Source organism: Brevibacterium sp. UCMA 11754 (assembly GCF_021532275.1).
GTDB lineage: Bacteria > Actinomycetota > Actinomycetes > Actinomycetales > Brevibacteriaceae > Brevibacterium.
Genome location: NZ_JACBOT010000029.1, coordinates 133028 through 156061, shown reverse-complemented (window position 1 = coordinate 156061; position 23034 = coordinate 133028). Strand labels below are relative to the sequence as shown.

17 protein-coding genes are annotated in these 23034 nt (G+C 61.9%); 8 read left to right on the top strand and 9 right to left on the bottom strand.

All coding sequences use genetic code 11. The features are described from left to right. Positions 1-91: 91 nt before the first annotated feature. From HX613_RS16335 to HX613_RS16305, 7 genes are all read right to left on the bottom strand, one after another. Entirely contained in the window at positions 92-1237 is a 1146-nt protein-coding gene (locus tag HX613_RS16335; protein WP_235346288.1) for an NAD(P)/FAD-dependent oxidoreductase, read from the bottom strand. Beyond that, positions 1234-2667 (bottom strand): sodium:solute symporter family protein, encoded by a 1434-nt coding sequence (locus HX613_RS16330; protein ID WP_235346287.1) that lies wholly within the window; start codon positions 2665-2667, stop codon positions 1234-1236. Before HX613_RS16330 ends, HX613_RS16335 begins: the two co-directional genes overlap by 4 nt. Further along, positions 2664-3815, bottom strand: a complete 1152-nt coding sequence (gene solA, locus HX613_RS16325) for an N-methyl-L-tryptophan oxidase (RefSeq protein WP_235346286.1) — start codon at positions 3813-3815, stop codon at positions 2664-2666. Before solA ends, HX613_RS16330 begins: the two co-directional genes overlap by 4 nt. Beyond that, entirely contained in the window at positions 3802-4512 is a 711-nt protein-coding gene (locus tag HX613_RS16320) for a GntR family transcriptional regulator (protein WP_235346285.1), read from the bottom strand. Before HX613_RS16320 ends, solA begins: the two co-directional genes overlap by 14 nt. Positions 4513-4959: 447 nt before the next feature. Further along, a complete protein-coding gene (locus HX613_RS16315; RefSeq protein ID WP_235346284.1) occupies positions 4960-5643 on the bottom strand; it encodes an SDR family oxidoreductase in 684 nt (227 codons plus the stop codon). An 88-nt stretch (positions 5644-5731) separates the two neighbouring features. After that, positions 5732-6901, bottom strand: coding sequence for a pyridoxal phosphate-dependent aminotransferase (locus HX613_RS16310; RefSeq protein WP_235346283.1), 1170 nt, complete (start codon positions 6899-6901; stop codon positions 5732-5734). Next, on the bottom strand, positions 6898-7896 hold the full coding sequence (locus HX613_RS16305; protein WP_235346282.1) for a LysR family transcriptional regulator: 999 nt from the start codon (positions 7894-7896) through the stop codon (positions 6898-6900). Before HX613_RS16305 ends, HX613_RS16310 begins: the two co-directional genes overlap by 4 nt. A 138-nt stretch (positions 7897-8034) precedes the next feature. Between HX613_RS16305 and HX613_RS16300 the strand changes: the two genes are divergently transcribed. Then, a complete protein-coding gene (locus HX613_RS16300) occupies positions 8035-9357 on the top strand; it encodes an MFS transporter (RefSeq protein ID WP_235346281.1) in 1323 nt (440 codons plus the stop codon). Positions 9358-9409: 52 nt separating this feature from the next. Further along, positions 9410-11035, top strand: a complete 1626-nt coding sequence (locus HX613_RS16295; RefSeq protein ID WP_235346280.1) for an amidohydrolase — start codon at positions 9410-9412, stop codon at positions 11033-11035. A gap of 5 nt (positions 11036-11040) precedes the next feature. On the opposite strand, the gene HX613_RS16290 is transcribed toward HX613_RS16295, so the two are convergent. Further along, the gene (locus tag HX613_RS16290; protein WP_235346279.1) at positions 11041-12495 is read right to left on the bottom strand and encodes an NAD(P)/FAD-dependent oxidoreductase; all 1455 of its coding nucleotides are present in this window, start codon (positions 12493-12495) and stop codon (positions 11041-11043) included. 205 nt (positions 12496-12700) lie between these two features. Here HX613_RS16290 and HX613_RS16285 point away from each other — a divergent pair, with 205 nt between their 5' ends. The 6 genes from HX613_RS16285 to HX613_RS16260 all read left to right on the top strand — a co-directional run bounded on the left by HX613_RS16285 (position 12701) and on the right by HX613_RS16260 (position 21608). Further along, positions 12701-12946, top strand: a complete 246-nt coding sequence (locus HX613_RS16285) for a cupin domain-containing protein (RefSeq protein WP_235346278.1) — start codon at positions 12701-12703, stop codon at positions 12944-12946. Between the two features lie 309 nt (positions 12947-13255). Continuing rightward, the gene (locus tag HX613_RS16280; protein ID WP_235346277.1) at positions 13256-15319 is read left to right on the top strand and encodes a hydantoinase/oxoprolinase family protein; all 2064 of its coding nucleotides are present in this window, start codon (positions 13256-13258) and stop codon (positions 15317-15319) included. Between the two features lie 24 nt (positions 15320-15343). Then, positions 15344-17545, top strand: a complete 2202-nt coding sequence (locus HX613_RS16275) for a hydantoinase B/oxoprolinase family protein (protein WP_235346276.1) — start codon at positions 15344-15346, stop codon at positions 17543-17545. After that, complete coding sequence (locus HX613_RS16270) at positions 17542-18804, top strand: CaiB/BaiF CoA transferase family protein (protein WP_235346275.1); 1263 nt, start codon at positions 17542-17544, stop codon at positions 18802-18804. Before HX613_RS16275 ends, HX613_RS16270 begins: the two co-directional genes overlap by 4 nt. After that, entirely contained in the window at positions 18801-19616 is an 816-nt protein-coding gene (locus tag HX613_RS16265; RefSeq protein WP_235346274.1) for an enoyl-CoA hydratase/isomerase family protein, read from the top strand. Before HX613_RS16270 ends, HX613_RS16265 begins: the two co-directional genes overlap by 4 nt. A 39-nt stretch (positions 19617-19655) precedes the next feature. Then, on the top strand, positions 19656-21608 hold the full coding sequence (locus HX613_RS16260) for a helix-turn-helix domain-containing protein (protein ID WP_235346273.1): 1953 nt from the start codon (positions 19656-19658) through the stop codon (positions 21606-21608). On the opposite strand, the gene HX613_RS16255 is transcribed toward HX613_RS16260, so the two are convergent. After that, the gene (locus HX613_RS16255) at positions 21576-22910 is read right to left on the bottom strand and encodes an MFS transporter (RefSeq protein WP_235346272.1); all 1335 of its coding nucleotides are present in this window, start codon (positions 22908-22910) and stop codon (positions 21576-21578) included. The two genes, HX613_RS16260 and HX613_RS16255, sit on opposite strands and share 33 nt — an antisense overlap. Between the last annotated feature and the right edge of the window lie 124 nt (positions 22911-23034).

Below are 23034 nucleotides of genomic sequence, written 5' to 3'. Positions count from 1 at the left end.
CTTCTACGAAGAAGCTGCCGGTGTGAAAACAGTCTGGCGCTGCCCTGATCCGGGCGGCGCCAGACTCGCGTCGGACTCAACTGGCAGCCTCCTACTGTCGGCCGATGAAGTTATCAGGCGTCTCCGGAACGACCCCGTTGCGGAACCGGGACGGGCGGAACTCATCGAGCAGCTCTTCCTGCCCGCCGTTGAGCTCATTGGCGACCAGCCGTCCCAGCAGTGGGCCCAAGGTCATGCCGCTGTGAGTGACCAGCGAATAGACCCGGTGAGAGTCATCGAGGTAGCCGACGATGCTCAATCCATCCTCTGGGAAGCTGCGACCGCTGAATATCACTTCTTCCACGGGGACAGGGGTTCCGAAGAGCTCCTTCAGTGACGTTTCCATCACCACTCGGATCTCTTCCAGCAGGTCTGGGCTCTCGCCCTCTTCAGTCCGGTGCTCGACCGAAGGAATCTGGACGAACATGCTGCCGTCGCTTCGGGGCCGAACATTGATGCGGTCGGAGATGACGACGCGACCGAGCTCCACCTCGGTGGGGGTGGTGATTCCGAGGAGACTGTGGGTGCGCGGCCCGGGGGAGTCCAACGGAGCGACCGGCAGGGTCATGCCCGAGCGCTGCGCGATGGGCCCGGACTCCGCACCCGCGGCTATGACCACTTGATCGAACGATTCGGTGCTTCCATCGACGAATGCGACGTCTGCGGACGAGGGGGTCGTGTTGATGCTCCCAACTTCGCGGATGAGGACGTCCACGCCGGACTCGGTGAGCAGGCGGTGCACCAGATCACCGAACGTGAAGTTGTCCAGATGCCCGTCTTTTGGGAAGAACAGTGCGGTGTCGTTGGGCCATTTGATTTCGGGCTCCAACTCACCCAGCTGGGCCCGATCGACTGATTCGACCGGGTACCCGAACTCCTGTGATTCCTGAGCTCGGGCCGCGTAGTTCTCGCTCGCGTCCTGCGTGGAATCGGACAGAATGCATCCGAGCTGGTGGAACCACCTGCCATGTTCCGCCAGCTCCTCCTGGAGTCGCTCGTGAGCCTCAACGCCTGCGGCGTTGAGGCGGTGATAGGACTCCGGGAGCTTGTGATTCGCATTGATCCAGGCAAATGATCGATGACTGGCTCCCGCGTACTTTCCGACCTTGTCGACGATGGTCACATCGTGACCGTCCTTCTGCAGGTTCCATGCAGTGACGAGCCCCAGGACTCCTGCACCGATGACGAGTGTTTTCATGAGGTGACTCCTTGAACATTGATGGCTCGACGTTGTGGTTTCCTGATGGCAAGCATGACGAGGTAGGCGACGAGGCTTCCTAGGATGCCGAAGACGGCGTACGGAATAGTAGTGGAGGCGATCTGCGAGATCGCGCAGGCTAGGAGCCCGGCGAGCATCGAGAAATACCCGACGGACACGTGGATGACCCATTTGTTCGCCAGCACCATTCCAAAGAGGAACGGAACCGCAAGCATGGCGGCCGAATATGCATAGGTGGCGACCAGCCAATTCAGAGCGGACGGATAAACGATGGAGAGAACGGCGGCCAATGCGGATACGATGACTGTCGACCACCGCGAGACTTTGACGAGGTCGGACGCCGTGTCCTTCGTTTTCACAAATGCAGGTCGGAGATCGTTGACGAGGTTAACGACGACTGAATGGAGTGCCGAGCCGGTGGTCGACACGATGGTCGCCATCAAGAAGGCTCCATAGATCGCGATCAACCAGAGCGGAAGCTCGGACAGGAACCAGCCGGCGGCCCCTTCTCTTCCGTCGATGCCGAACTGGTCGGTCATGCTGCGCACTGACAGACCGATGATGAGGGCATAGACGCCGGAGACTGCGATGAGGGCGCTGCTGAGATAGATTCCCTGGCGTGCCTGCTTCACACTGCTCGCGGCGAAGATTCGCTGGTAGTAGAGCTGATTCGTCAGGGTCCCGGGCAGGATTGCGAACAGCCAGAGAAGAATTGTCATTCCACCGGCCGCGGTCAGCCCCGTAGGCATCGTGATGAGATCCGCCGGAAGATTCTCCATGATGGTGGAGGGGCCGCCAGCCCGGACAATGGCATAGCCGCCGACCACGATTGATGCGATGACCATGAACACGCCGAAGAAGAAGTCCGACCAGGCCACCGAGGTCAGTCCGCCTGGAAGAACGAAGGCGATGCTGACGATGGCCATGATGATGATCAGCGGTGTTATGCCGATGCCGGTCACCGCGTTGAAGAGATTCGCGAACGCGATGAACTGGGTGGTCAGCCAGCCGAAAGGGACCACAATCACGGCGAGCGCGACGAGGGTGAGCATGAGCCGATGTTCCCCGTAGAGCCTGGTGAAGACCTCGGGGATGGTCGAGAAGGTACGACGGCGCAGCCATCCTGCGAACAGCGAGATGATGAGCATGCCCACGACGACGAACAATTCGTACCAGAAGACGGAGAAGCCCCAAGCGTAGGCGATTCCAACGTGGGCGACGAGGACACCGCCACCGACTGCCGTGGCATATTGCGTGAAAGCGATGACGTAGAGCGGGAGGTTCCGGCCCCCGACGACCCAGGAGTCATTGGAGTTCGCCTTCTTCGCGACGCTGAAGGAGATGAACGCGCCGATGCCGATGACAAGGGCAGCAGTGAGAGAGATGAGGAGGGTAGTGCCCAGGTTCATGATCGGCTCCCCTCGAATCGGTTCGCATCCATGGCCGCGAGAGTGTCGGCCGATGTGCCCGATTCCACCATGTCGGTGACGATGGATCCCATCATGGGAGAGAACTTGAATCCCTGGCCGGACATGCCGACGGCAAGGATGATGCGAGGATCGGCATCGATCGGGCCGAGGATCGGTGTCTCATCGACGGTGAAGCCTTCGGTCCACGTCGAGACACGGATAGGGATCGGTTCGAGCCCGGGCATCAGGCGGGCCACAGCGCGTTCTGCGGCCCTGACGAAATCGGGTTCGATGAACCGGGGTAGGTCTTCGACGGTGTCGAGTTCCGTCCAGGCCAGGTGATGGGGCAAGATCTTCACGGACAATCCGTCGAGGGCCGGGAAGCAGGAGAATCCGCCTTCGGCGTGGCGTCGGATGGAGACCGGCATGTGCTCGGGAGCGTGCAGCGGAACGTCCCTGGCCAGGAACCAGAGTGCGACCAAGCGCTGAGGTGTGAGGACCTTATGGTCAAAGCCCGTCAGCTCATTTGCCCATGGTCCTGTCGACACCACGACCTTGTCGAAGGCTTGGGCCCCGTTCTGAGTGTCGATCATGACAGCGGTGCTGTGGCTGCGAATGTTGAGCGCGCGAGTATAAGGATGGAAAACGGCGCCGAGGCGTTCGGCTTCCTTGCGTGCGGACAGGACGGCGGCCTCTGGACGAAAGACCCCGGAGGCCGGATCGAAGACCCCGACCTCATCGTCGTCAAGTCGGTACTGAGGGAACTCTGCTGACATGTCGGTGGCATCGAGGACCCGATGGTCGAGATCGGCTGACTGCGCACATGAGATCACGGCGGCCACATCTGCCTGATCGGGGTGGCCGATCATCAGCCCGCCGCACATCTGCAAGACCTGCGAGGACTGGTTGTGTTCCAACTCCTGCCACAAGTCGTGCGACTTCTTCAGGATCGGAACGTATTGTGGTCCCTCTTTGTAGATGGTCCGGAAAATGCGGGACTCACCGGCGGAGGCTCCGCGGTCATTGGGAGAGTTCCATTGTTCGAACACGGTGACATCGAATCCGCGTTTGGCCAGTTGCCATGCCGACATCGTGCCGATGATGCCGGCTCCGATGACGGCGATCTTCTGCTTCTCAACTGTTGTCAATTTGGCTGACCTCCAAGGTCATGTTGTGCGGATGGATGAGGAACTCGGCAACTTCGACGACGGACTCGTCAAGCAGATGTGTTGTGCGTTCCTGTCGAATCACTGGCTCCTTTGTGGAGATCTCCAGATTTCCGGCATCACTCGAGCTCAGATGTACCGCTGTGAGCACTGTGTTGGCGCGGCGAATCCCAAGCCCCAAAGAGTTGTAATAGGCGATGGTCGTCAGCGACTCGAGATTCTGGGAGAGAAGTTCAGGTGCGTGAACCAAATTGATGACGCACCTCTCGAGAGCCAAGGGTGCGCCCTCGCCGCTCAATTTCAAGCGAGTCAGCAAGGCAGTCGGCTGACCGTGATCGAACACGAACCGGCTCAGATCGAAGGACTCCGCAGAGGAGACTTGCACATTGAGAACGCGGTGGTCGCCGTCGAGTTCGGGACCTGTGAGCGTTGGGTCCATCATCCTGAGCAGGTTGCTTCTTAGGCCTGCAGAGGCGACTACCGTGCCTGCACCTCGCCGCCTGGTCACCAAACCAGCCTCGACTAACGCGCTCATAGCCTTTTGGACCGGGTTTCGGCTGACCCCGAAGCGTTCCATGATTTCGCGTTCAGGTGGCAGCTTCTGACCGACCTCATAGATTCCGCGGTGGATGTCGGATTCGATGCTCTCGCGGATTTCCAGGTGCTTCGCTGCGGCCATACTGTGACCCTAGTCACCGATATATGTCATTGCAATAGATCGAATGTAATTACTTTCAGAATCGCGCAGAGAATTCCCACATGTGAGAGCAGAATATGACCGACGGGTGGGAGATGGGGTCGAAACTCGTTGATCAATTCAGAGCAGGGGACTGTCTGAAGGCGAGTACGCCGGCGTAGCGGGTGGCAAACGCGGAGCCATCCCGGACGTCTTCTCGCCACAGGGCACTCGACACTGAGCTCAGTCTGAATCTCGCAGCAAACTCGCCGTCAGGCCCTCACCGCGTGGCAGCGAGCCTCTCCAGCCGGTCGCACCGGCTCGTAGTTCTCCAGCAGGGCAGCAGCCGCCTCCCGCGAGGCCAGTCCCAAGTCTTTGATGTTGGCGAGGATTGCGGCGGGCGAAGACCCGCGGGAGTTGCTGCCGGGGTGACCGGGGAACGGTCAGGTCTCAGACCCCCTGAGCGACCGCCTCGGCGACCGGAGTGTCACCGTCGTGGAAGTTGAGCGTCTTGCCGATAGCAGCGGGCTCACCGAGGGCCGCAGCGATGACATGAGCGACGTTCTCCCGAGACGTCGAGGGCACCTCCAGATCGCGGGTCTCCCCGGAGCTGTCCACGGTGATCGAATGTGTCGCGGGTTCCAGGGTCAGGACCGAGGGCCCGAGGACCGTCCAGTCGAGATCGGTCTTCGTGCGCAGATGCTCGTCTGCCTGCGACTTCGCGTTGTAGTAGGCGTACATTCCATCGCCCTTCTCAACACCGGGAACCTCGCCGTCGACGAGGCGGGAATTGAAGTAGGACACCATCACGAAGCGGCGGATACCCGATTTCTGGGCAGCACCCATCACCCGGATGGCAGTGTCGCGATCCATCGCCCAGGTGCGGTCCTCACCGCTTCCGCCAGCACCCGCCGACCAGACGATTGCGTCACTGCCAGCCAGCACCTCGGCGATGTCGTCAGCGCCGAGCTGTTCGACGTCGGCGACGATCGGCGTCGCGTTCGCTGCCTCGATATCGGCCGACTGCTCCTCCTTGCGGATGACCGAACGAACCGTGTGGCCCGCCTTGTTGAGCAGCGGTGCCGTAAGGAGCGCTATTTTTCCGTGGCCGCCGATGATGGTGATTGTCGACATGTTTGCCTCTCGAATGCTTGGGTGCGTTTATTGGTCTCACTGGTATCAAGGCAGATGAGCGTCGGTGTATTCCACAGAGCCGTTGTGCTCACCGCATTGCAGCGAAGTCGGCAATTCGGTCGCACGCCTCATTGATGGTCTCCGGAGACACAGAGAACGTCAGCCGCAGGTAACCCTCGCCCTGGGCGCCGAACGCCGAACCGGGAATCGTCGCCAGCCCATGGTTCTCAAGCAGTGCGGTGGCCGCCTCCCACGAGGTCAGTCCCCAGTCCTTGATGTTGGCGAAGGCGTAGAACGTGGCCTCGGGGCGCAGCATGCTGATCCCGTCGATGGCTGCAATGCGTTCGGTGATGAGGTCGCGGCGTCGCGCATAGGACTGCACCATCATGTCGACGTCGGACTGTGGACCTTCGATCGCAGCGAGTGCCGCCTCCTGCACGAATCCGGGCAGGCTCGAGGTGATTCCCTCCTGGAGAAAGGCCATCGGTGCGATGAGATCGACCGATCCGATGACGAAACCGCAGCGCCACCCGGTCATTGCATAGGTCTTCGAGAAGCTGTTGACGACGAGGAACCGATCGAAGCCAGGTCGCACCTCGGCGATAGAGGTGAACTGGGCATCGTCGAAGGTGATCTGGTCATAGACCTCATCGGAGATGACCGTGAAGCCGAATTCCTCGGCCAGATCGGCGATCGTCTCCAACTCGGCCCGGTCCATGACCGATCCCAGGGGATTCGACGGGCTGTTGATGATGATCGCCGCGGTCTTGTCGCTGATCGCGCCACGGATATCCTCGGCGCGAAGCTTGAACCCCGCATCCTCACGAACCGGCACCGGCACCGCAACTCCGCCGAGGCGGTGGATCTGTCCCACGTAGTTCGGAAAGCTGGGATCGGGGATGATCACCTCCTCACCAGGGGAGACAGTGACGTCGAGGGCGAAGGTCAGCGCCTCCATCGCACCGAAGGAGACCATGACGTTGTCGGCCGTCACTTCGCGATTCCACCGGCCCGCGTACTTCGCCGCGATCGCTATGCGCAACGGTGGGATCCCGGCGTTGGCCACGTACCGGGTCTGGTTGTTCTCGATCCCGCGGACGCCGGCGGCCTTGATGTGGTCGGGAGTATTGAAGTCGGGCTCGCCGACCGTCAGCTTCACAGCGTCGGGGTACTCCAGTGCCAGATTGAACATCTTGCGGATATTAGAGGCCGGGTAGTTCTGTGCCATCGGGGCGATGCGGCGGTATGTGTGCGTCATTGGGTCACTCTTCCTTCTGCAGGCATCGGTGATTGCAACGGTATCTTGACCTCCGGAGGCTGGTCTCCCGCGTCCGATTCCTCACGATCCGGCTCGGCCCGGGCAGAAGGCGAGAAGTCCAAGTTGTCGAACAGTGGCCTGGTCTGCATCCAGTCAAGGAGTTCGTCGATGAAATGGTCGATGGAGTCCTCCGCGAAATGTTCGGACGGCCAGGCGGCCCACTCTTCCATCGACAGCGGGGAATTGCCGTCGGTGAGCATGAGTGCGACAAGACCGTATTTGGGCGGGTCGACCGTGATGACGACCCCTTTCCCGGCTTTGACCATAGCTTGGCCAATGTGAGCACGTGAGACATCCTGCAGTGGACGGTAGTTGACGTGTGCTCGAGATAGCTGCCGGTCGAGGTTGATTCGTGTGCCATTGGACTTGTCCGGCACAATCACCGGCAGAGAGTCGAGTTCGCGGATATCGAGCGAATCACGCTCGGCCAGCTGCGAGGACTCTGCGACCTGGACCGTGAAGGGGATCCGGTAGATCATTCTGGACGTGAATTCCGGGGGCGGGACCGCTGGGGCAAGAGCGAGATCGGCCTCGCGCCGAGCCAGAGCGTCGAAGATTGTGTTTGTGGGACGTTCGACGATATTCGCCACCTCGGTTCTCGAATCAGCGACAAAGGGAAGGATCACACCTTCGGCGACCATCGTCGGGCACGCGATTGAGAGGGGAACCCGCTCCTGGCCGAAGGTCGAGATCGCCGACTCAGCCGTTCGCACCTCCTCGATGAGTCGCCGAAAGACCGGCTCGAGTTGGCGCGCCGCATGGGTGGGTTTCATTCCGGTCTTCGACCGTGTGAACAACACCGTTCGACATCGCTGTTCCAGGGCGTGGATCTGGCGGGAGAGCGCCGGTTGAGAAACGAAACGCGCGGTCGCGGCTGCGGTGGCAGTGCCGGTGTCGAAGACCGCGAGGAAACTCTCGCATGCAGCAATATCCATGCACGGAAGTTATCACAATCCTCAGTAATTAGTATTGGAGTGTATGGAAGGGTTGACTCTAGAGTGGGGCTGTCCAACGTGCTTTGACTCAACCATTCGCATGTTCACTCAGCCATTCGTCAACGGAGACCACCACCCATGTCAGCGACAGCCCAGACTGCCCAGAGTGCCCAGCAGCGTCAGAAACGGTCGATCGCCGGCGCCTTCGTCGGTACCGCCATCGAATGGTACGACTTCTTTGCCTTCGGCACGGCCGCCGCTCTCGTCTTCAGCACCGTGTTCTACCCTGACATGGCGCAGGGATCGGGGCTGCTCGCCTCCTTTGCCACCTTCTGGGTCGGGTTCCTCGCTCGCCCCATCGGCGGTCTGATCTTCAGCCACTTCGGTGACCGATTCGGACGCAAGAACACTCTCATCGTCACCCTGCTCATGATGGGCATCGCCACGACCTGCATCGGCCTCCTGCCCACCTACGGGCAGATCGGACTCGCCGCGCCCATCCTCCTCGTCGTCCTCCGCGCCGTCCAAGGTCTCGCTGTGGGCGGTGAATGGGGAGGCGCGGTCGTCCTGGCGACCGAGAACTCGAGGTCGGACAAACGAGGACTCGCCGGAGCCTGGGTGCAGCAGGGCTCACCCGCAGGATCGATCCTCTCGACGGCTGCGTTCATGCTCGTCGGTCTGCTTCCCGACGACCAGTTCATGACCTGGGGATGGCGAGTCCCGTTCCTGTTCTCCGCAGTTCTCGTCATCGTGGCCCTCCTGATCCGGTCTCGGGTCGAGGAATCTCAGGAGTTCAGCGAAGTGAAGGCCGCCGGTGAGACCCCGAAGGTTCCCTTGGTCGAGGCCTTCAGTGTTGCCGGACTCTTCATATTCTTCGGCGTCCTCGCCTCGATAGTGGGAATCGCCTCGGCGTACTTCAATAACACGTTCATGCTGTCGTGGACGACTGGGATCCTCGGCATGGATCGCACGGTCATCCTCAATCTCATCCTGCTCGCTGCAGTCGTTCAGTTCCTCTGGCAACCCGTGGCCGCGAAACTGTCGGAGAAGTATGGGATTCAGACGATTCTCATCTGGGGTCTCGTCCTCACCCTGATCGTCACCCCACCGTTCTTCATGGCGATCCAGTCGAAGAACGAACTTTTCCTGGCGATCACTCTTGTCATCAACACGATCGGCGCGACCGCGTACTATGCAATGCTTGCCACCGCCCTATCCGATGCCTTCCCGGCACGGATTCGCTATACGGGAGTCTCCCTGGCCTATCAGCTCTGTGCGACGATCTTCGGTGGGTCCACGCCGATCGTCGCGCAATGGCTTCTCAACTCGACCGGAAACAGTCCTTGGTCGGTGATGGCCTTCTACATCATCCAAGTCGTGCTCTCGATTGTCGGGGTCATCGGACTGTATCGAACGAAGTCTCGGCAACAATCGGAGACTGCACAGACCTCATCGGTCTGACTCACTCGAAATCTGCACCGTCAGTGCGTCAAATGAAGAAAGCAGGGCAGGAATGAAGATCGACAGCATCTGGCACGGACGTTTTTGGACTGGTGATCCCCAACGGCCAGAAGCAAAGACCGTCGCCGTCCACAACGGTCGAATCATCGCCATCGACGAGGTGGACGGTCTGAGCGCGAGGGCGGAGTTCAGCTTCGGTGACGCACGTGTCATCCCTGGTCTCCATGATGCCCACCACCACACGATGGGCACAGGTGAACAGCTCGCCAACGTCGACCTGCGCTACCCAGCCGTCACGAACCTCGACGAACTCTATGCGGTATTGGAGAAGCGGGCGCAGTCACTGCCCGCCGGTGCCTGGGTGCGGGGCAGCGGTTACGATCAGAACCGCCTCGGCGGACATCCCACCGCCGAGGGCCTGGACAAGGTCACCGGTGGGCGCCCGGCGATCATCGAACATGTCTCGCACCACATGATCGTCGCGAACACGGCGGCGTTCGAACGCGTCGGAGCCACGGGGCGAAGGAACTATGCGGACATCCCCGGCGGACGGGTCGTCCGCGACGGTGAGGGACGTGCCGAAGGTCTGCTGCAGGAGACCGCCGGTGAGCCGATCCAATTCGAAGCGGCAAAGGTCACCGAGGCGGAATCGATCAATGCCCTGCAACTGGCATCCCAGCAGTCGCTCGAGTACGGACTGACCAGTCTCACCGAGCCCGGGATCCTTGTCGGCGGAGCGACGGGCATCAATTCCCCGGTCCTCAGCATCTACCAGAAGGCCATTGCTGAGAACGTCCTGCGACCGCGCATGACGGTCATGCCCTTCCACCAGGTCCTTCACGAACTCGAGCTCAATGCCGACGGCATGAAGACACTCGACCTGGGTATTCGCACCGGCTTCGGCGACGAACGACTGAAATTCGGCCCGGTCAAGATCGTCTCCGACGGCTCACTCATCGGCCGGTCCGCTGCCGTGCACGAATGCTACTGCGGGGAGAACGCGAACCGAGGACTCATGGTCGTCGAACCCGAAGAGCTGCTGACGATCATCCCGGCCTACCACCGCGCCGGCTGGACCGTGGCCACTCATGCCATCGGGGACCGGGCGATCGACCATGCTCTCGACGGAATCGCCGCCGCGCTCGCGGACTCACCGAGGACTGTCAGACACCGCATCGAGCACTTCGCGATCGCCACCGATGAGCAGGTCAAACGCGCCGCCGATCTGGGTGTCATTCCCGTTCCGCAGGGCGTCTTCATCTCCGAATTCGGCGATGGGATCCTCTCCGCCATCGGTGCCGAACGCTCCCAGGGCACCTATCGCATGAGGTCTCTTCTCGATGCCGGAATCGTCGTGCCGGGTTCGACCGATTCGCCGGTCTCCGATGCGAACCCCTTCGTGTCCATGCACGACCTCGTCAACCGGAAGACCTCCTCAGGCGCGGACTTCGCACCCAGCGAGAAGGTGACGATTGCCGAGGCGCTTCGGGCCTACACCTATGGATCCGCTTATGCCGTCGATCGGGAGAACGAGGTCGGGACACTTCAGGTCGGACAGCTCGCCGACTTCGTCTGCCTGAGCCAGGACATTCTTGCCGTTGACTCCCCTGAGATCTCTTCGGTCGTTGCCTCCGCGACCGTCATCGGCGGTGAACTGCTCCACGGCGAGGCCCGCTGATGTCGCTACTCGTGCAGTCCGGCCAGCCGTGAGCCGAACTGCGCGAGGAGGCTCGTCTTCTTTGCGCCGGTGATGCGTTCCCAGTCGTCGGCGATGTTGAGGATCTTGTACATCGAGCGGATGCCCAGCCACCGGATCGGCTCCGGTTCCCACTGCCCCGAATAATGGTCGTTCCACGGCAGAGCGGTCAGAGGAGTTGAGACGCCCGCTGCCCGGTCGATCAGGGTCTTCGCCGCCAGGTGTGTGGCCGTGACACCGTGTCCGGCGTAGCCGCGGGCGACACCGATGCGTTGACTGCTGTCGAAGAAGATCCCGGCACACCAGTCCCGCGTGACCCCAAGTGCTCCTCTCCACGCATGGGCGACTTCGAACTCGAGGTCGGAGAAGAGTGAGGACAGTCGCGTGCGGAGGAGGTCGACCACTTCGGCGGGAATCTGACCCTGACCGGGCAGACCGGAACCGAATGCGTACGGTGCCCCGCGCCCGCCCAGGGCGATCCGGTCGTCGTCGGTGCGCTGGGCGTAGATGAAGGTGTGCGCGGTATCGCCCAGACATTCCCTGCCTTGCCAACCGATGTCCTCCCACGCCGAGGCGGGGAGCGGGTTGGTCGCGATCATCGACGAGAACACGGGAATGAACTGGCGCCCTTCCAGCCCCGGCAGGTCGCCGGTGACGGTGTCCGAGTAGCCCTCGAGGCACACGAAGATCGTGTTCCCGGTGACCGGACCGCGATCTGTCGACACGACGCCTTTGCCGATGTGGCCGGCGGTCGTGTCTTCGCAGATCGTCACTCCCTGAGCCCGGAGCACGCGTGCGAGTCCCTGGGCCAGCAGCGCCGGGTCGATGCGGGCCGTGCCGGGGACGAATACGCTGCCATGCGCGCCATCGACATTGATGCGTGCCCGTGTCTCCTCCGCATCGAGGAGCTGCATGTCCTGCGGGCCATAGCCGTATTTCTGGTTGGCGTCGAAAAGTTCGTGGACTCTGGTCATTCCCGCTTCGGTCTGCGCGATGTCGATGTGGCCACCGCGGACCTGGTGTGCGTCGATAGTCTCCCGATCGAGAATCTCGAGGACCTCGTCGATCGATTCGAACAGGGCTGATTGGAACGACCTCACCGATTCCACCCCGTCGTGGTCTGCCGAGCCCACCGGACCCGTGGGGTCGGTGGTGCGGGCATGGTCGACCGCCTCGGCGTACTTGGCTCGGTTGCCGGGTAGCAGAGTCGAGAGCCACCCGCCATTGCGACCCGATGCGCCATAGCCGATGTGCTTGGCTTCGATGATGGTGATCTGCCAGTCAGGATGAGCCCGGCGGGCATAGTAGGCCGACCATAGACCGGTCATTCCGCCGCCGACGATGACGAGGTCCTGCTTTTCGGTGGGAAGCGGGGAAGGGGCGGTGGTCTCGGCGGGGGACTGCGACAGCCAGTGGGACGCCTCACCGTTGAGGTACGACATTCATTCTCTCCTGATTGTGGGTACTGGCGAGCGATGACGGCTTGTCGTGCTGACAGTGTACGGAAACAGTTCTATCTCACGTCTGACGCGAAGTAAATGGTCGCGGGGCCGTGTATTGCCATATGAAATCCGCCCCGAAGGGTTCTGATTTCACGACTTCCGGCGCGCAAAGACTGCCGCGGGCACGACGACAGCATTCGCAGAGTTGGGCACGATCGCCGGAGCCGAATACGGGTTGTGGGAGATGAGTGCCGGGGCGATGCGCGACGTCGAAGGCGAGGAAGTCTTCCTCGTCATCAGCGGAACCGGTCGGATCGAATTCGACTCACCGGAACTGTCACCGGTCGTGCTATCACCGGGAAGGCTCGTCCGCCTCGAACCTGGAATGAAGACCCGGTGGTACGTCAACGCGGCACCGCTGCGCAAGCTCTTCATCTCTCCGCGCGATTGACTAGAAGCGCTCTATCTAACCGCTCGGTATGCAGGTGCACGGTTATTGGCTCAAGCTCAGACGGGCCCTCAAATCAATAGCTAAATGTCAGCGAGGGTGGTTCGATTCCACCTTCCATAGGGCCTCGGCTCCATCAGGGATTCCCTGGTAAACGACGTTGTTTAGAAGATTGCCCATATTCCTATGGTCGACCCTGTGGTTTTGTCACATACTCAACGAGGTCTTTCCATTCTAGGCTCGACTTGTCTGAGCAGTTGAACGTATTGCTCGACGGAAGATGCGACCTCAAAGGCGAGACAGGAGTACAGCATGACGCTGCATGTGGGAATCGATGTCGGGGGAACATTCACCGACGCCGTGGCACTCGACGACGGACACGCGTACACGGCAAAGGCATTCTCCACCCGAGATGTCACAACAGGAATCCTCAAGGCTCTTGAGGTGCTGCGGGGCCGACTGGGACGCAGCGAATCGGAGTTTGTCCCCGAGATCGATCGGTTCGTCCTCGGCAACACGATCGTGACGAACGCCGTCGACGAGCAGAAGTACGCGCCAGTCGCATTGCTCACCACCGCCGGATTCCGCGACACGCTGCGCATCGCACGGTCCGCCCGAACCGATGAACGAAACCCCCACGCGATGACGTCCCCTCCGGACGTCGTCGAACGCAGGCGCATCGTCGAAGTCCCAGAACGCATCGACGCCCAAGGCTCGGTGCTGCTCGAACTGACTGACGAGGCCGTGGGCATAGCGGTCGAAAGCGCACTGTCGACCGGTGCGGAGTCGGTCGCCGTGTGCCTGCTGTGGTCATTTCGGAATTCGGCACACGAAGAGGCGATCGCACGCTACCTCGACGAGCATCACCCTGATGTTCCCTATACGCTCTCGAGTCGCCTCACCCCGGTCTATCGCGAGTACGAGCGAATGGTGACCACGACACTCGACGCCGCCGTGAAACCGCTGGTCACCGAACATTTCCGGGAGCTCGACGCCCAATTGAAGAAGGCCGGACTCCAAGCGCCGGTCCAGATCATGCAGGTCCACGGCGGGTTCCTCTCCATCGAAGAGACGTCCAAGGCGCCGATCTCCATGTTCAACTCCGGACCTGTGGGAGGCGTGACAGGTGCCCGGCTCCTCGGTGAGCAACTAGGCCGATCACGCATCCTCACAGCAGACATGGGCGGAACGAGCCTCGACGCCGCAGCGATCATGGACGGTGAGTTCCGGGTCCTTCCCCGCGCTGAGGTCGGAGGAATGCCGACGAGCCTGACGGCCGTGGACATCGAGACTATCGGCGCCGGCGGTGGAAGTCTCGCCTGGGTCGACGGGCGCGGACTCATGCGCGTCGGGCCGCACAGTGCAGGCTCGGTTCCAGGTCCAGCATGCTACGGATCCGGCGGAGATCATCCCGCCGTGACCGATGCAGCACTCGCCTTGGGGCTCATCAATCCCGAGTACTACCTGGCGGGTACGGTGCCGTTGTACCCGGAGCTTTCACGCGATGCCATCGCATCGCATGTGGCGACCCCGCTGGGGCTCGATGTCGATGAAGCTGCCCAGGGCATCTATCGACTTGCCAGCTCTCAGATGTCGAACGCACTGCGCAAGATCACCGTGAACCGCGGTCACGATCCGCGCGAGTTCACTCTCGTCGGATTCGGCGGAGCGACGGGCCTGTTCGCTGCCGCCCTGGCGAAGGAGGCCGGGGTGTCCGAGATCGTCATACCCCGCAATGCCGCAGTGTTCTCCGCATACGGTCTCATGCACGCCGATTCGGTGTACTCGGCCGTACGAACGAGTCCGTGGACGATGGGGATGGACGCCGAGGCTCTCGAATCGGAATTCTCCCAGCTCGAGGACCACGCTGAGGCATGGTTCACCTCCGAGAACATTCCGACCCAGCGCAGAGAACTCACCCGCGAGGCCGATATGAAGTTCGTCGGTCAGATCTTCGAGGTGACCACGACCCTCCCACCGGGACCATTCACCGAAGCGGACAAGGCCGAACTGCACCGACGCTTCGTCGAAGACTACGAGTCCGAGTTCGGAACTGGAACAGCGTGGACAGAAGCCGAACTGCTTCTCGTGAACTCGCGGGTCAGGGCGGTGGGCCACAGCGAAATCCAAAGCACGCAGTCCCTGTCCTCGGTCGTGGATCAACGCAATGATGCGGCCACCTTCACCCGCACAATCCTCGAACCACACGGAGATCGGGTCGAGGCCGATGTCTATCGGGACTTCTCCGCAATCGGTTCCGCGCAGGGCCCGTGCCTGCTCGAAGAACCCGACACCACCATCTACGTCCCTTCAGGTGCCTCGGTCGAGATGACACCGCAAGGACACTTCCTCATCCGCCTCGGCGCCAAGGCCTGACTCATCGTCCGTTAGGAGCACACCATGACCACGACACACCAGCACTCAAAGGTTGACCCTGTTCGCCTCGAAGTCATCCGCATGCGCCTGGATTCGATAGTTGAGGAAATGGGCATTGCAATGATCCGTTCCTCCGGATCCCCGGTCATCACCGAAGCAGGTGACTTCAACACCGCGCTGTTCGACCCGACGGGCCGAATCTACGCCTATTCGGATTTCGTACAGTTCCATATCGGTTCCGGCAGCGTCGCGGTCGAGGAACTCGTCAAAGTCATCGGAGACGATCCGATCTACCCCGGCGACGCATTCATCAGCAATGACCCCCACACCTCGGGGGCGAGCCACCCGCCGGATACCAACATCATCTCTCCGATCTTCGCCGGGGAGGAACTCATCGGATGGGCACAGTCCCAGGCCCACCTCGTCGACGTCGGCGGCATGACCGCAGGCGGCTTCGCTCCCGGAGCCTATGACTGCTACAGCGAAGCGATTCGCCTGCCTCCAGGAGTGAAGATCTTCGACCGCGGCGAACCGGTGGATGCGATCAGGCGACTGATACTCAACAATGTTCGCGTGCCGGCGCTGTTCTGGAACGACGTCCGCTCTCTCATTGCGAGCAACAACACGGGCATCAGGCGCCTGCTGGAGACGATCGACGAATTCGGGATCACGGAGTTCAAAGAATGCACTCGGTTGAGCTTCGAGCTTGCCGAGAAGGTTGTCCGCTCACGTATTTCCGAGATCCCCGACGGCGTCTACAGCGCCGAAGAATGGACCGAACACAACGGGCACGTCGACGAACTGTTCCGAGTCGCCTGCACCATGACCAAATCCGGTGGACAGATCGACTTCGACTTCACCGGTTCGAGCCCCCAGACAGACGGATTCGTCAACTGCAGCTACGGTGCCCTCGTCGGCAGCGTCGCCTCTGCCGTGGTGCCGATCCTCGCCTGGGACGTTCCCTTCAACGAGGGAGTGATGACAGCATTCGAGGTCAAGGCCGAGACAGGATCAATCGTCAATCCCGTCCCCCCAGCGCCGATCAGCAACGGGCATCTGACCACAGGCGCCCGAGTCAGCCGGGTGATCACGAAGCTGCTCAGCGAAGCCTGCAGCCGAAGCAGCGATGAGGAGATCCTCGGCCGGTCACAGGGAGTGTGGGCCGACTCCTGGACCGGCGGGATCTCTGCCGGAACCGACGACAACGATGAGTTCTTCGTCCTGTTCAACATGGACGGCGGAGGAATGGGAGCCGGGGCGCAACCCGTGCGCGACGGCCTTGACTGCGCCGGAATGATGACGCAGGTCAACAACATGCTTCCCGATGTCGAGATGAATGAGATGCTCTATCCCGTTCTCTACCTGTGGAAGCGACTCAACATCGACAGCGCCGGGCACGGAGCGCACCGAGGCGGGCTCGGACTCGAGTTCGCATGGACGCTGCACGGAGCTCAGGAAGTCACCCAGACCGTATTCGCACCGAATTCGGCGGTCGTCGCCGATGGGTTTGCCGGCGGACTGCCCGGAGGAGGCAGCGGACACCGAGTCCTGCGTGAAACCGACGCCGCAGACGGCTACCGGGAAGGGCGAGTGCCCCAGCTCGAGCACCTGCGCTACAGCGCGGACGAGCTGCTCGAGATCAACCAGCAGTCGGTGCCGATTCGGAAGAACGACGTGCTCGTCCAGTGGATCGCCGGAGGCGGAGGCTATGGAGACCCATTGCTTCGCGATCCCGAAGCGGTCCGGTCCGACCTCGTCGACCGATACGTTACCCCGGCCGTCGCCCATGACGTCTATGGCGTCATTCTGAGCCCGGACGATTCTGCCCCTGGTCGTGTCGGTTCCGAGGTCGTCGTCGATGTCGAGGCGACGGCCGCAGAACGGACTCGCATTCGCGCATCGCGTGTGTCGAAAGCACCAGGGGATCTCCTCACGATAGAGACATCGCACCCAGCCGCCACGGGGGAGTTCTCCGCGCCGAAGCACGATGGCAGCGGATGGTACTGCCCCGCCTCGGGCGCTCGACTGGGTACTGGAGAGGACTGGCGGTCATCGGCCGTACGGACTCTCACCCCTGCGGCACGTCGACTCAAGGAACTCGGTGTACGCGCACGTGAACGCAAATCGGACACGGAAAGCCTCCTCGTCGAAGAGCTGTTCAGTCCGGAGTGCGGCACGCTGCTCTCGGCGCGGGTCGTCATCGAATCAGAGGAGGTCAGAGCATGAGCGAGATCGATTCGCTGCTTGGTCAGCTGCGCCAGGAAGCAGTGAGCCCGGGAGCGCTCAACGGCGTCATTGTCCTTGACATCACCCGCGTCGTGGCAGGACCGTACTGTTCCACGATGCTCGCCGACCTCGGAGCAACCGTGGTGAAGATCGAACACCCCGACGATCCGGACTACACCAGGGCGTTTCCTCCGGAACTGCCGAGCGAGGCAGACGGGGAGTCGGTGAGCGGGTTCTTCGCCCAGTACAACCGCAACAAGCTCGGTCTCACACTCAACCTTCGTCACGAAGAGGGCAAGGATGCTTTGCGCAGGCTTGTCGAACGTGCCGATGTGCTCGTGGAGAACTTTCGGGCTGGAACCATGGACAGACTGGGACTCGGGTGGACCGAGCTGCGTGAGGTCAATCCGAAACTCATCTACACCGCTCTCTCCGGATACGGCCAGACCGGTCCCTATCGGCGCAAACCCGCCTATGACAACAGTGCACAGGCCACGGGAGGACTGTGGTCGATGAACGGTGAGCGCGAGGGACCGCCAACCCGCGTAGGCACGATCATCGGCGATCTCTCGGCTAGTCTCTATGGCGTCATCGGCACCTTGGCCGCGCTTCGACATGCCGAGGCGACCGGCGAGGGCCAGCTGGTGGACATCTCCCAACAGGATTCGGTTCTCAGCCTGACCGAGAATGCCGTTGTCTCCTACACCGCGGAAGGCACTGTGCCGGAGCCGTTGGGTAACCAGCATCCCTTCGTGCGCCCCTATGAACTATTCCCCTGCCAGGATGGCTATGTCTTCTTCGGCGGGTACACCGACAAGTTCTGGACATTGAGCTGCGAGATCTTCGGCACCGCTGACCAGGCCGTTGATCCTGAGATCGACTCGATGGCCAAACGATTCGACGAGGAGACCTACGAGCGTCGGATCAGACCGATCATCAACGAATGGTTCGCCGATCTCACGAAGGTCGAGCTCGAGGAGATGGCCGGTGATCTTGTTCCCCTCAGTGCGGTCAAGGACATCGGCGAGGTGATCGACGATCCCCAGATCATTGCTCGCGACATGGTCGTCGAGGTCGACTACCCGGACCATGGTTCGGTGCGGATGTTCGGTTCACCGATCAAACTCAGCCACACACCGCCGCTCACGCGAGCACTCGCCCCCGGGACCGGTGAGCACTCCGATGCCGTGCTGCGTGAACTGGCGGGACTCGATGACGACGCCATTGCGATTCTGCGGGCCTCGGGGACAGTGCGATGAGTGGGATCCGGTTCGAACGCTCTGAGGGGATCGGGATCATCACAATAGACCGGCCCGAGAAGCTCAACTCGCTGACGCTGGCGATGTACGAAGAGCTGTCTGCGGCGTTCGACGAGGTTCGCGATGATCCGAACCTCGGAGTGGCCATCCTCACCGGCGCCGGTGAGCGGGCGTTCTGTGTCGGCGCCGATCTCAAGGAGTCGATCCCGGCACTCGCCGAGGGGCGGTTCGACATCTCCGAATGGGACGGCGCTCACCAGAAGCACAGCAGGCTGTTCAAGCCGGTCATCGCCGCGGTGAACGGTCTCTGCTTGGGAGGCGGCTTCGAGATCATGCTCTCCACCGATCTGCGGATCGCCGCCGATTCGGCGAGCTTCGGGCTGCCCGAGCCCGGCGTCGGAGTCGTTCCTGCAGGTGGGACCCTGGCGCGGCTGACTCGGCAGATGCCATATCCGTGGGCCATGGAGCTGCTGCTCACGGGCGATCCGATCAATGCGGACACGGCACTGCAGCGCGGTCTGGTCAACAGAGTGGTGCCTGCGGCCGATCTTCTTGACAATGCGGTGAGCTTGGCGAACCGGCTGCTGCAACGCAGCGGGAACTCGCTCTCGGTCATCAAATCCTCGGTCTCGCAACTGGCGGAGATGCCGCTGAGCGCCGCATTTCACGCGGAAGCGCTCTACGGGCAGCAGGCCTTCGCCAGCCCCGATGCCAAGGAGGGCCTCGCCGCGTTCGCCGAGGGTCGCACCCCACAGTTCCCCAGTCGAGCCTCGGCGTCCGAGCCCGGGATCGACGACAGGGATGGTGAATAGTCGAACCGGGCGGAGGATGCGGCGATCTATCATGAGGGCATGGATCACCACGGACCTGTAGGAGCATCTCAACTCAACGATGAGGTATCGGCCGACGCGGTGCTGGCGCTCCTCAGAGCGACATCTGCGGACCACACTGCTGCGATCGAGGAGATCGACTCGCGCATCCGCGCTGAAGGTCTTGACCCCGGTGCGGCGCAGCGGATCACCGCCGAGGCGCGACAGCTGCAGAATACGCACTCGCATCTGCACCGCCGATCTCAGGAGCTCGCGGGGCTGTTGTCTTCTGCCCGAGAACTCGTGGCGCTGCACGATGTCGATACGGTGCTCCAGCGTCTGGTCCAGCGCGCCCATGACCTGATCGGAACGGATGTCACCTATCTGTCCGAGATCGAGGCTGGCACCGGTGGAATGCGCGTGCGCCATTCCGTCGGCACCGTCTCAGAACTCTTCCGCGACCTCGTCGTTCCCATGGGGAAAGGGCTGGCCAGCAAGGTTGTCGAGGCGCGTGCTCCAGTGTGGGTTTCCCGTTACGAGGAGATGATCGAGGCGCCTCGTGATCCCGGTATCGATGCAGCGGTCGAGGCTGAGGGACTGAGCTCCTTCCTCGGTGTCCCGATGATCGTCGGAAATGAGGTCCTCGGTGCCCTGTTCGCCTGCAACCGTTTCGGACACGATTTCACTCCGGATCAGGTCGCATTGCTGTCGGCCTTCGCCGATCATGCCACGGTCGCCCTGAATTCCGCCCGTCACCTGCGCAACAGTCACCATGCCGCCGAGGCGGCCGAAACCGCCTACCGTGAGCTCGCCGAACACGTGGCGCAGATGGAGCGGGCGAATCAAGTCCATGAGACGCTCACGGCAGCCGTGGTCGCGGGTGGTTCGATCGGGGAGATCGTGACCACGATGTCACAGGCCCTCGCGAATCCGGTGATCGCCCTAGACGCCCGCCTGCGCCGACTCACGGCCAATCCGAACGACGAGGTTCCCGTGCCGGCCGGACACAAGCTCGCCGCCGCGGTGGCAGAGAGCCGGGAGACCGGGCACTGCGCAGAGGCGACGATCGACGACACTCATTGGATCACCATCGCGATCGTGGGAGCCGACTCCCTGACTGGAGCCCTCATCATGCCGGCGGAGTCCGGCAGTCACAGTGCCGTCCAATATCGACTCCTCGAGCGTGCGGCGCATGTGGCGGCGCTGCTGTCATTGAAACGCGACGCCGTGGACACCGCTCGCGCGGACCGTCGATCACGCATCCTCCGGGATCTCCTTGACGGAACCGAACTCGAACGAGCCGATCCCACCTCGGAGATCTCAACGCTCGCCGGTCAGATTCGATGGGCATCGGCACTGAGCATCCCCGGTGGTGAGACGGTCCGCCCGACACGACGGATCGCCCAGCTCGTCGGTGATGAGGCAATTTTCACCCTGCGAGGCAACCAGCTGATCGTCCTGTGGGCGGTCGCGGACGGGCCGGAGCGTACGGAACGGCTGCGACGACAGCTTGCTGCCGAGATGCCTTCGGCCATCACAGCGGTCTTCGCGCCCGTCCACGGTGACTCTCTCGTGGCCTCGGCCGAACGATCTGCGCGTTGCCTGGAAATTCTCCCGTCGTTGGGGATCGGCGGAGTGAGTGTTTCTGCCGGTTCCTTTGTCCCCTACCAGGCGTTGGTGTCAACGGATCCAGATGCGGCGGTGCAGTTCATCGCGCAGATGCTCGATCCGATCATTGCCTGGGACGAACGCCGAGGGACAGAACTCATCGCCACCCTCGGCGCCTATTTCGACGCCGGCGAGAGCGGCAGCGGAGCCGGACGAATGCTCCAGGTCCATAAGAACACCATCCAGCAGCGCCTCGAACGGATCCACGAACTCACCGGTGGTGCACTGTCCGACCCGGAATATCGGTTCCGGTTGAATGCGGCCGTTCGTCTCCTGCGTCTCCGAGGAGAGCTCTTAGAGTCCGCGCTGGCGCAGAAGCCGCGCTGAGATCATCGAGATTGCTCCGGCGATGATCATGTAGAGGCTGATGGCCCATGAGCCACCGTATGTTGAGAGCAGCTCGAGGTAGATGATCGGGACGAACGCAGACCCGATAATGGTTCCGATGCCCAGGGCGAGCGAAATTCCGGTGTAGCGGATGCGCACGTCGAACGCGTCAGAATAGAGGACCCCGAGGGTGCCATAGGAGGCGCAGAAGGCAATGGTGGCAAGCACGTAGCCGAAGAAAGCGAGCATGAGGTTGCCCGTGTCGATGAGCCAGAATGAGGGAAACGCGGTGATGACGATGGCCGCCGAGCCGATGGTGAAGATCCGGCGAGCACCATGCTTGTCCGCCAGATGACCGGCAATCGGAATGCCGATCGCGGCACCGACCGAACACAGAGTCGCCATGAGCAGCATCTGGCCGCGATCGAAACCGATGTACTCGGTGCCGTAGGTCAGGCTGAAGGTGAAGAGCATGTAGAAGACCGCGCCGATCCCCGCAAAGCTCAGCGCCGCGAGGCAGACCTCGCGCCAATGAGTGCTCAGCGTCTCCGCGATCGGCACCCGAGCGCTTCGCCCCTGAGCTCGGATTGCCTCGAACTCAGGCGTCTCGGAGATTCTCAGTCGAATAAGGAGCCCAAGAACCACGAGCACGGCGCTCGCGAGGAACGGCACACGCCAGCCCCATGATTCGAATGCGGCAGCGGGGAGCTGATTGAGTCCCAGATAGATCAGCGTTGCCAATGTGAGCCCGAGAGCGAGCCCGATCTGAGGGACGCTCCCGTAGAGACCCTTGCGATTGGCGGGTGCATGCTCGACGACGATGAGCACGGCTCCACCCCATTCACCGCCGAGGGCGAATCCCTGGATGAAGCGCAGAGACATGAGCAGCAGCGGAGCGGCCACACCGATCTGAGCGTATGTGGGAAGCAGACCGATGGCGAAGGTCGCCCCTCCCATGAGCATCAGGGACAGCACGAGCATGGTCTTGCGACCGATGCGATCACCGAAGTGGCCGAAGACGATCGACCCGAGGGGCCGTCCGAAATAGCCGACGGCGATTCCACCGAAGGCAAGTATTGTGCCGACCAGCGGATCATATTCGGGGAAGAACAGCGTATTGACGACAAGCGCGGCGGCCGTCGAATAGGCGAAGAAATCGAACCACTCGACGGTGGTGCCCAGCAGACTCGACAGGGCAATGGTCCGCATGCTGGGCTGATGTGCCTGGTTGTCGGCACCCTCCGATTCGCTCGACCGTCTGCTGGTCCTGTCCGCCGGTTCGTCGGCGATGTTCGCTGTCATGATTCTCCTCATTGAGATGGTTCGATAGGCAGGGGACGGTGCCATGGTTCCAAGCCAGCACCGAAGAACCTATAGACGAGCGACCACCTCGACGGGCTTGGGCTTGGGCAATAGACCATACCGA

Coding starts and splice junctions, on each gene's coding strand:
- HX613_RS16275 (WP_235346276.1), top strand. CDS start 15,344: ATGACCACGACACACCAGCACTCAAAGGTTGACCCTGTTCGCCTCGAA.
- HX613_RS16280 (WP_235346277.1), top strand. CDS start 13,256: ATGACGCTGCATGTGGGAATCGATGTCGGGGGAACATTCACCGACGCC.
- HX613_RS16255 (WP_235346272.1), bottom strand. CDS start 22,910: ATGACAGCGAACATCGCCGACGAACCGGCGGACAGGACCAGCAGACGG.
- HX613_RS16295 (WP_235346280.1), top strand. CDS start 9,410: ATGAAGATCGACAGCATCTGGCACGGACGTTTTTGGACTGGTGATCCC.
- HX613_RS16315 (WP_235346284.1), bottom strand. CDS start 5,643: ATGTCGACAATCACCATCATCGGCGGCCACGGAAAAATAGCGCTCCTT.
- HX613_RS16335 (WP_235346288.1), bottom strand. CDS start 1,237: ATGAAAACACTCGTCATCGGTGCAGGAGTCCTGGGGCTCGTCACTGCA.
- HX613_RS16330 (WP_235346287.1), bottom strand. CDS start 2,667: ATGAACCTGGGCACTACCCTCCTCATCTCTCTCACTGCTGCCCTTGTC.
- HX613_RS16270 (WP_235346275.1), top strand. CDS start 17,542: ATGAGCGAGATCGATTCGCTGCTTGGTCAGCTGCGCCAGGAAGCAGTG.
- HX613_RS16265 (WP_235346274.1), top strand. CDS start 18,801: ATGAGTGGGATCCGGTTCGAACGCTCTGAGGGGATCGGGATCATCACA.
- HX613_RS16260 (WP_235346273.1), top strand. CDS start 19,656: ATGGATCACCACGGACCTGTAGGAGCATCTCAACTCAACGATGAGGTA.
- HX613_RS16320 (WP_235346285.1), bottom strand. CDS start 4,512: ATGGCCGCAGCGAAGCACCTGGAAATCCGCGAGAGCATCGAATCCGAC.
- HX613_RS16290 (WP_235346279.1), bottom strand. CDS start 12,495: ATGTCGTACCTCAACGGTGAGGCGTCCCACTGGCTGTCGCAGTCCCCC.
- HX613_RS16310 (WP_235346283.1), bottom strand. CDS start 6,901: ATGACGCACACATACCGCCGCATCGCCCCGATGGCACAGAACTACCCG.
- HX613_RS16305 (WP_235346282.1), bottom strand. CDS start 7,896: ATGGATATTGCTGCATGCGAGAGTTTCCTCGCGGTCTTCGACACCGGC.
- HX613_RS16300 (WP_235346281.1), top strand. CDS start 8,035: ATGTCAGCGACAGCCCAGACTGCCCAGAGTGCCCAGCAGCGTCAGAAA.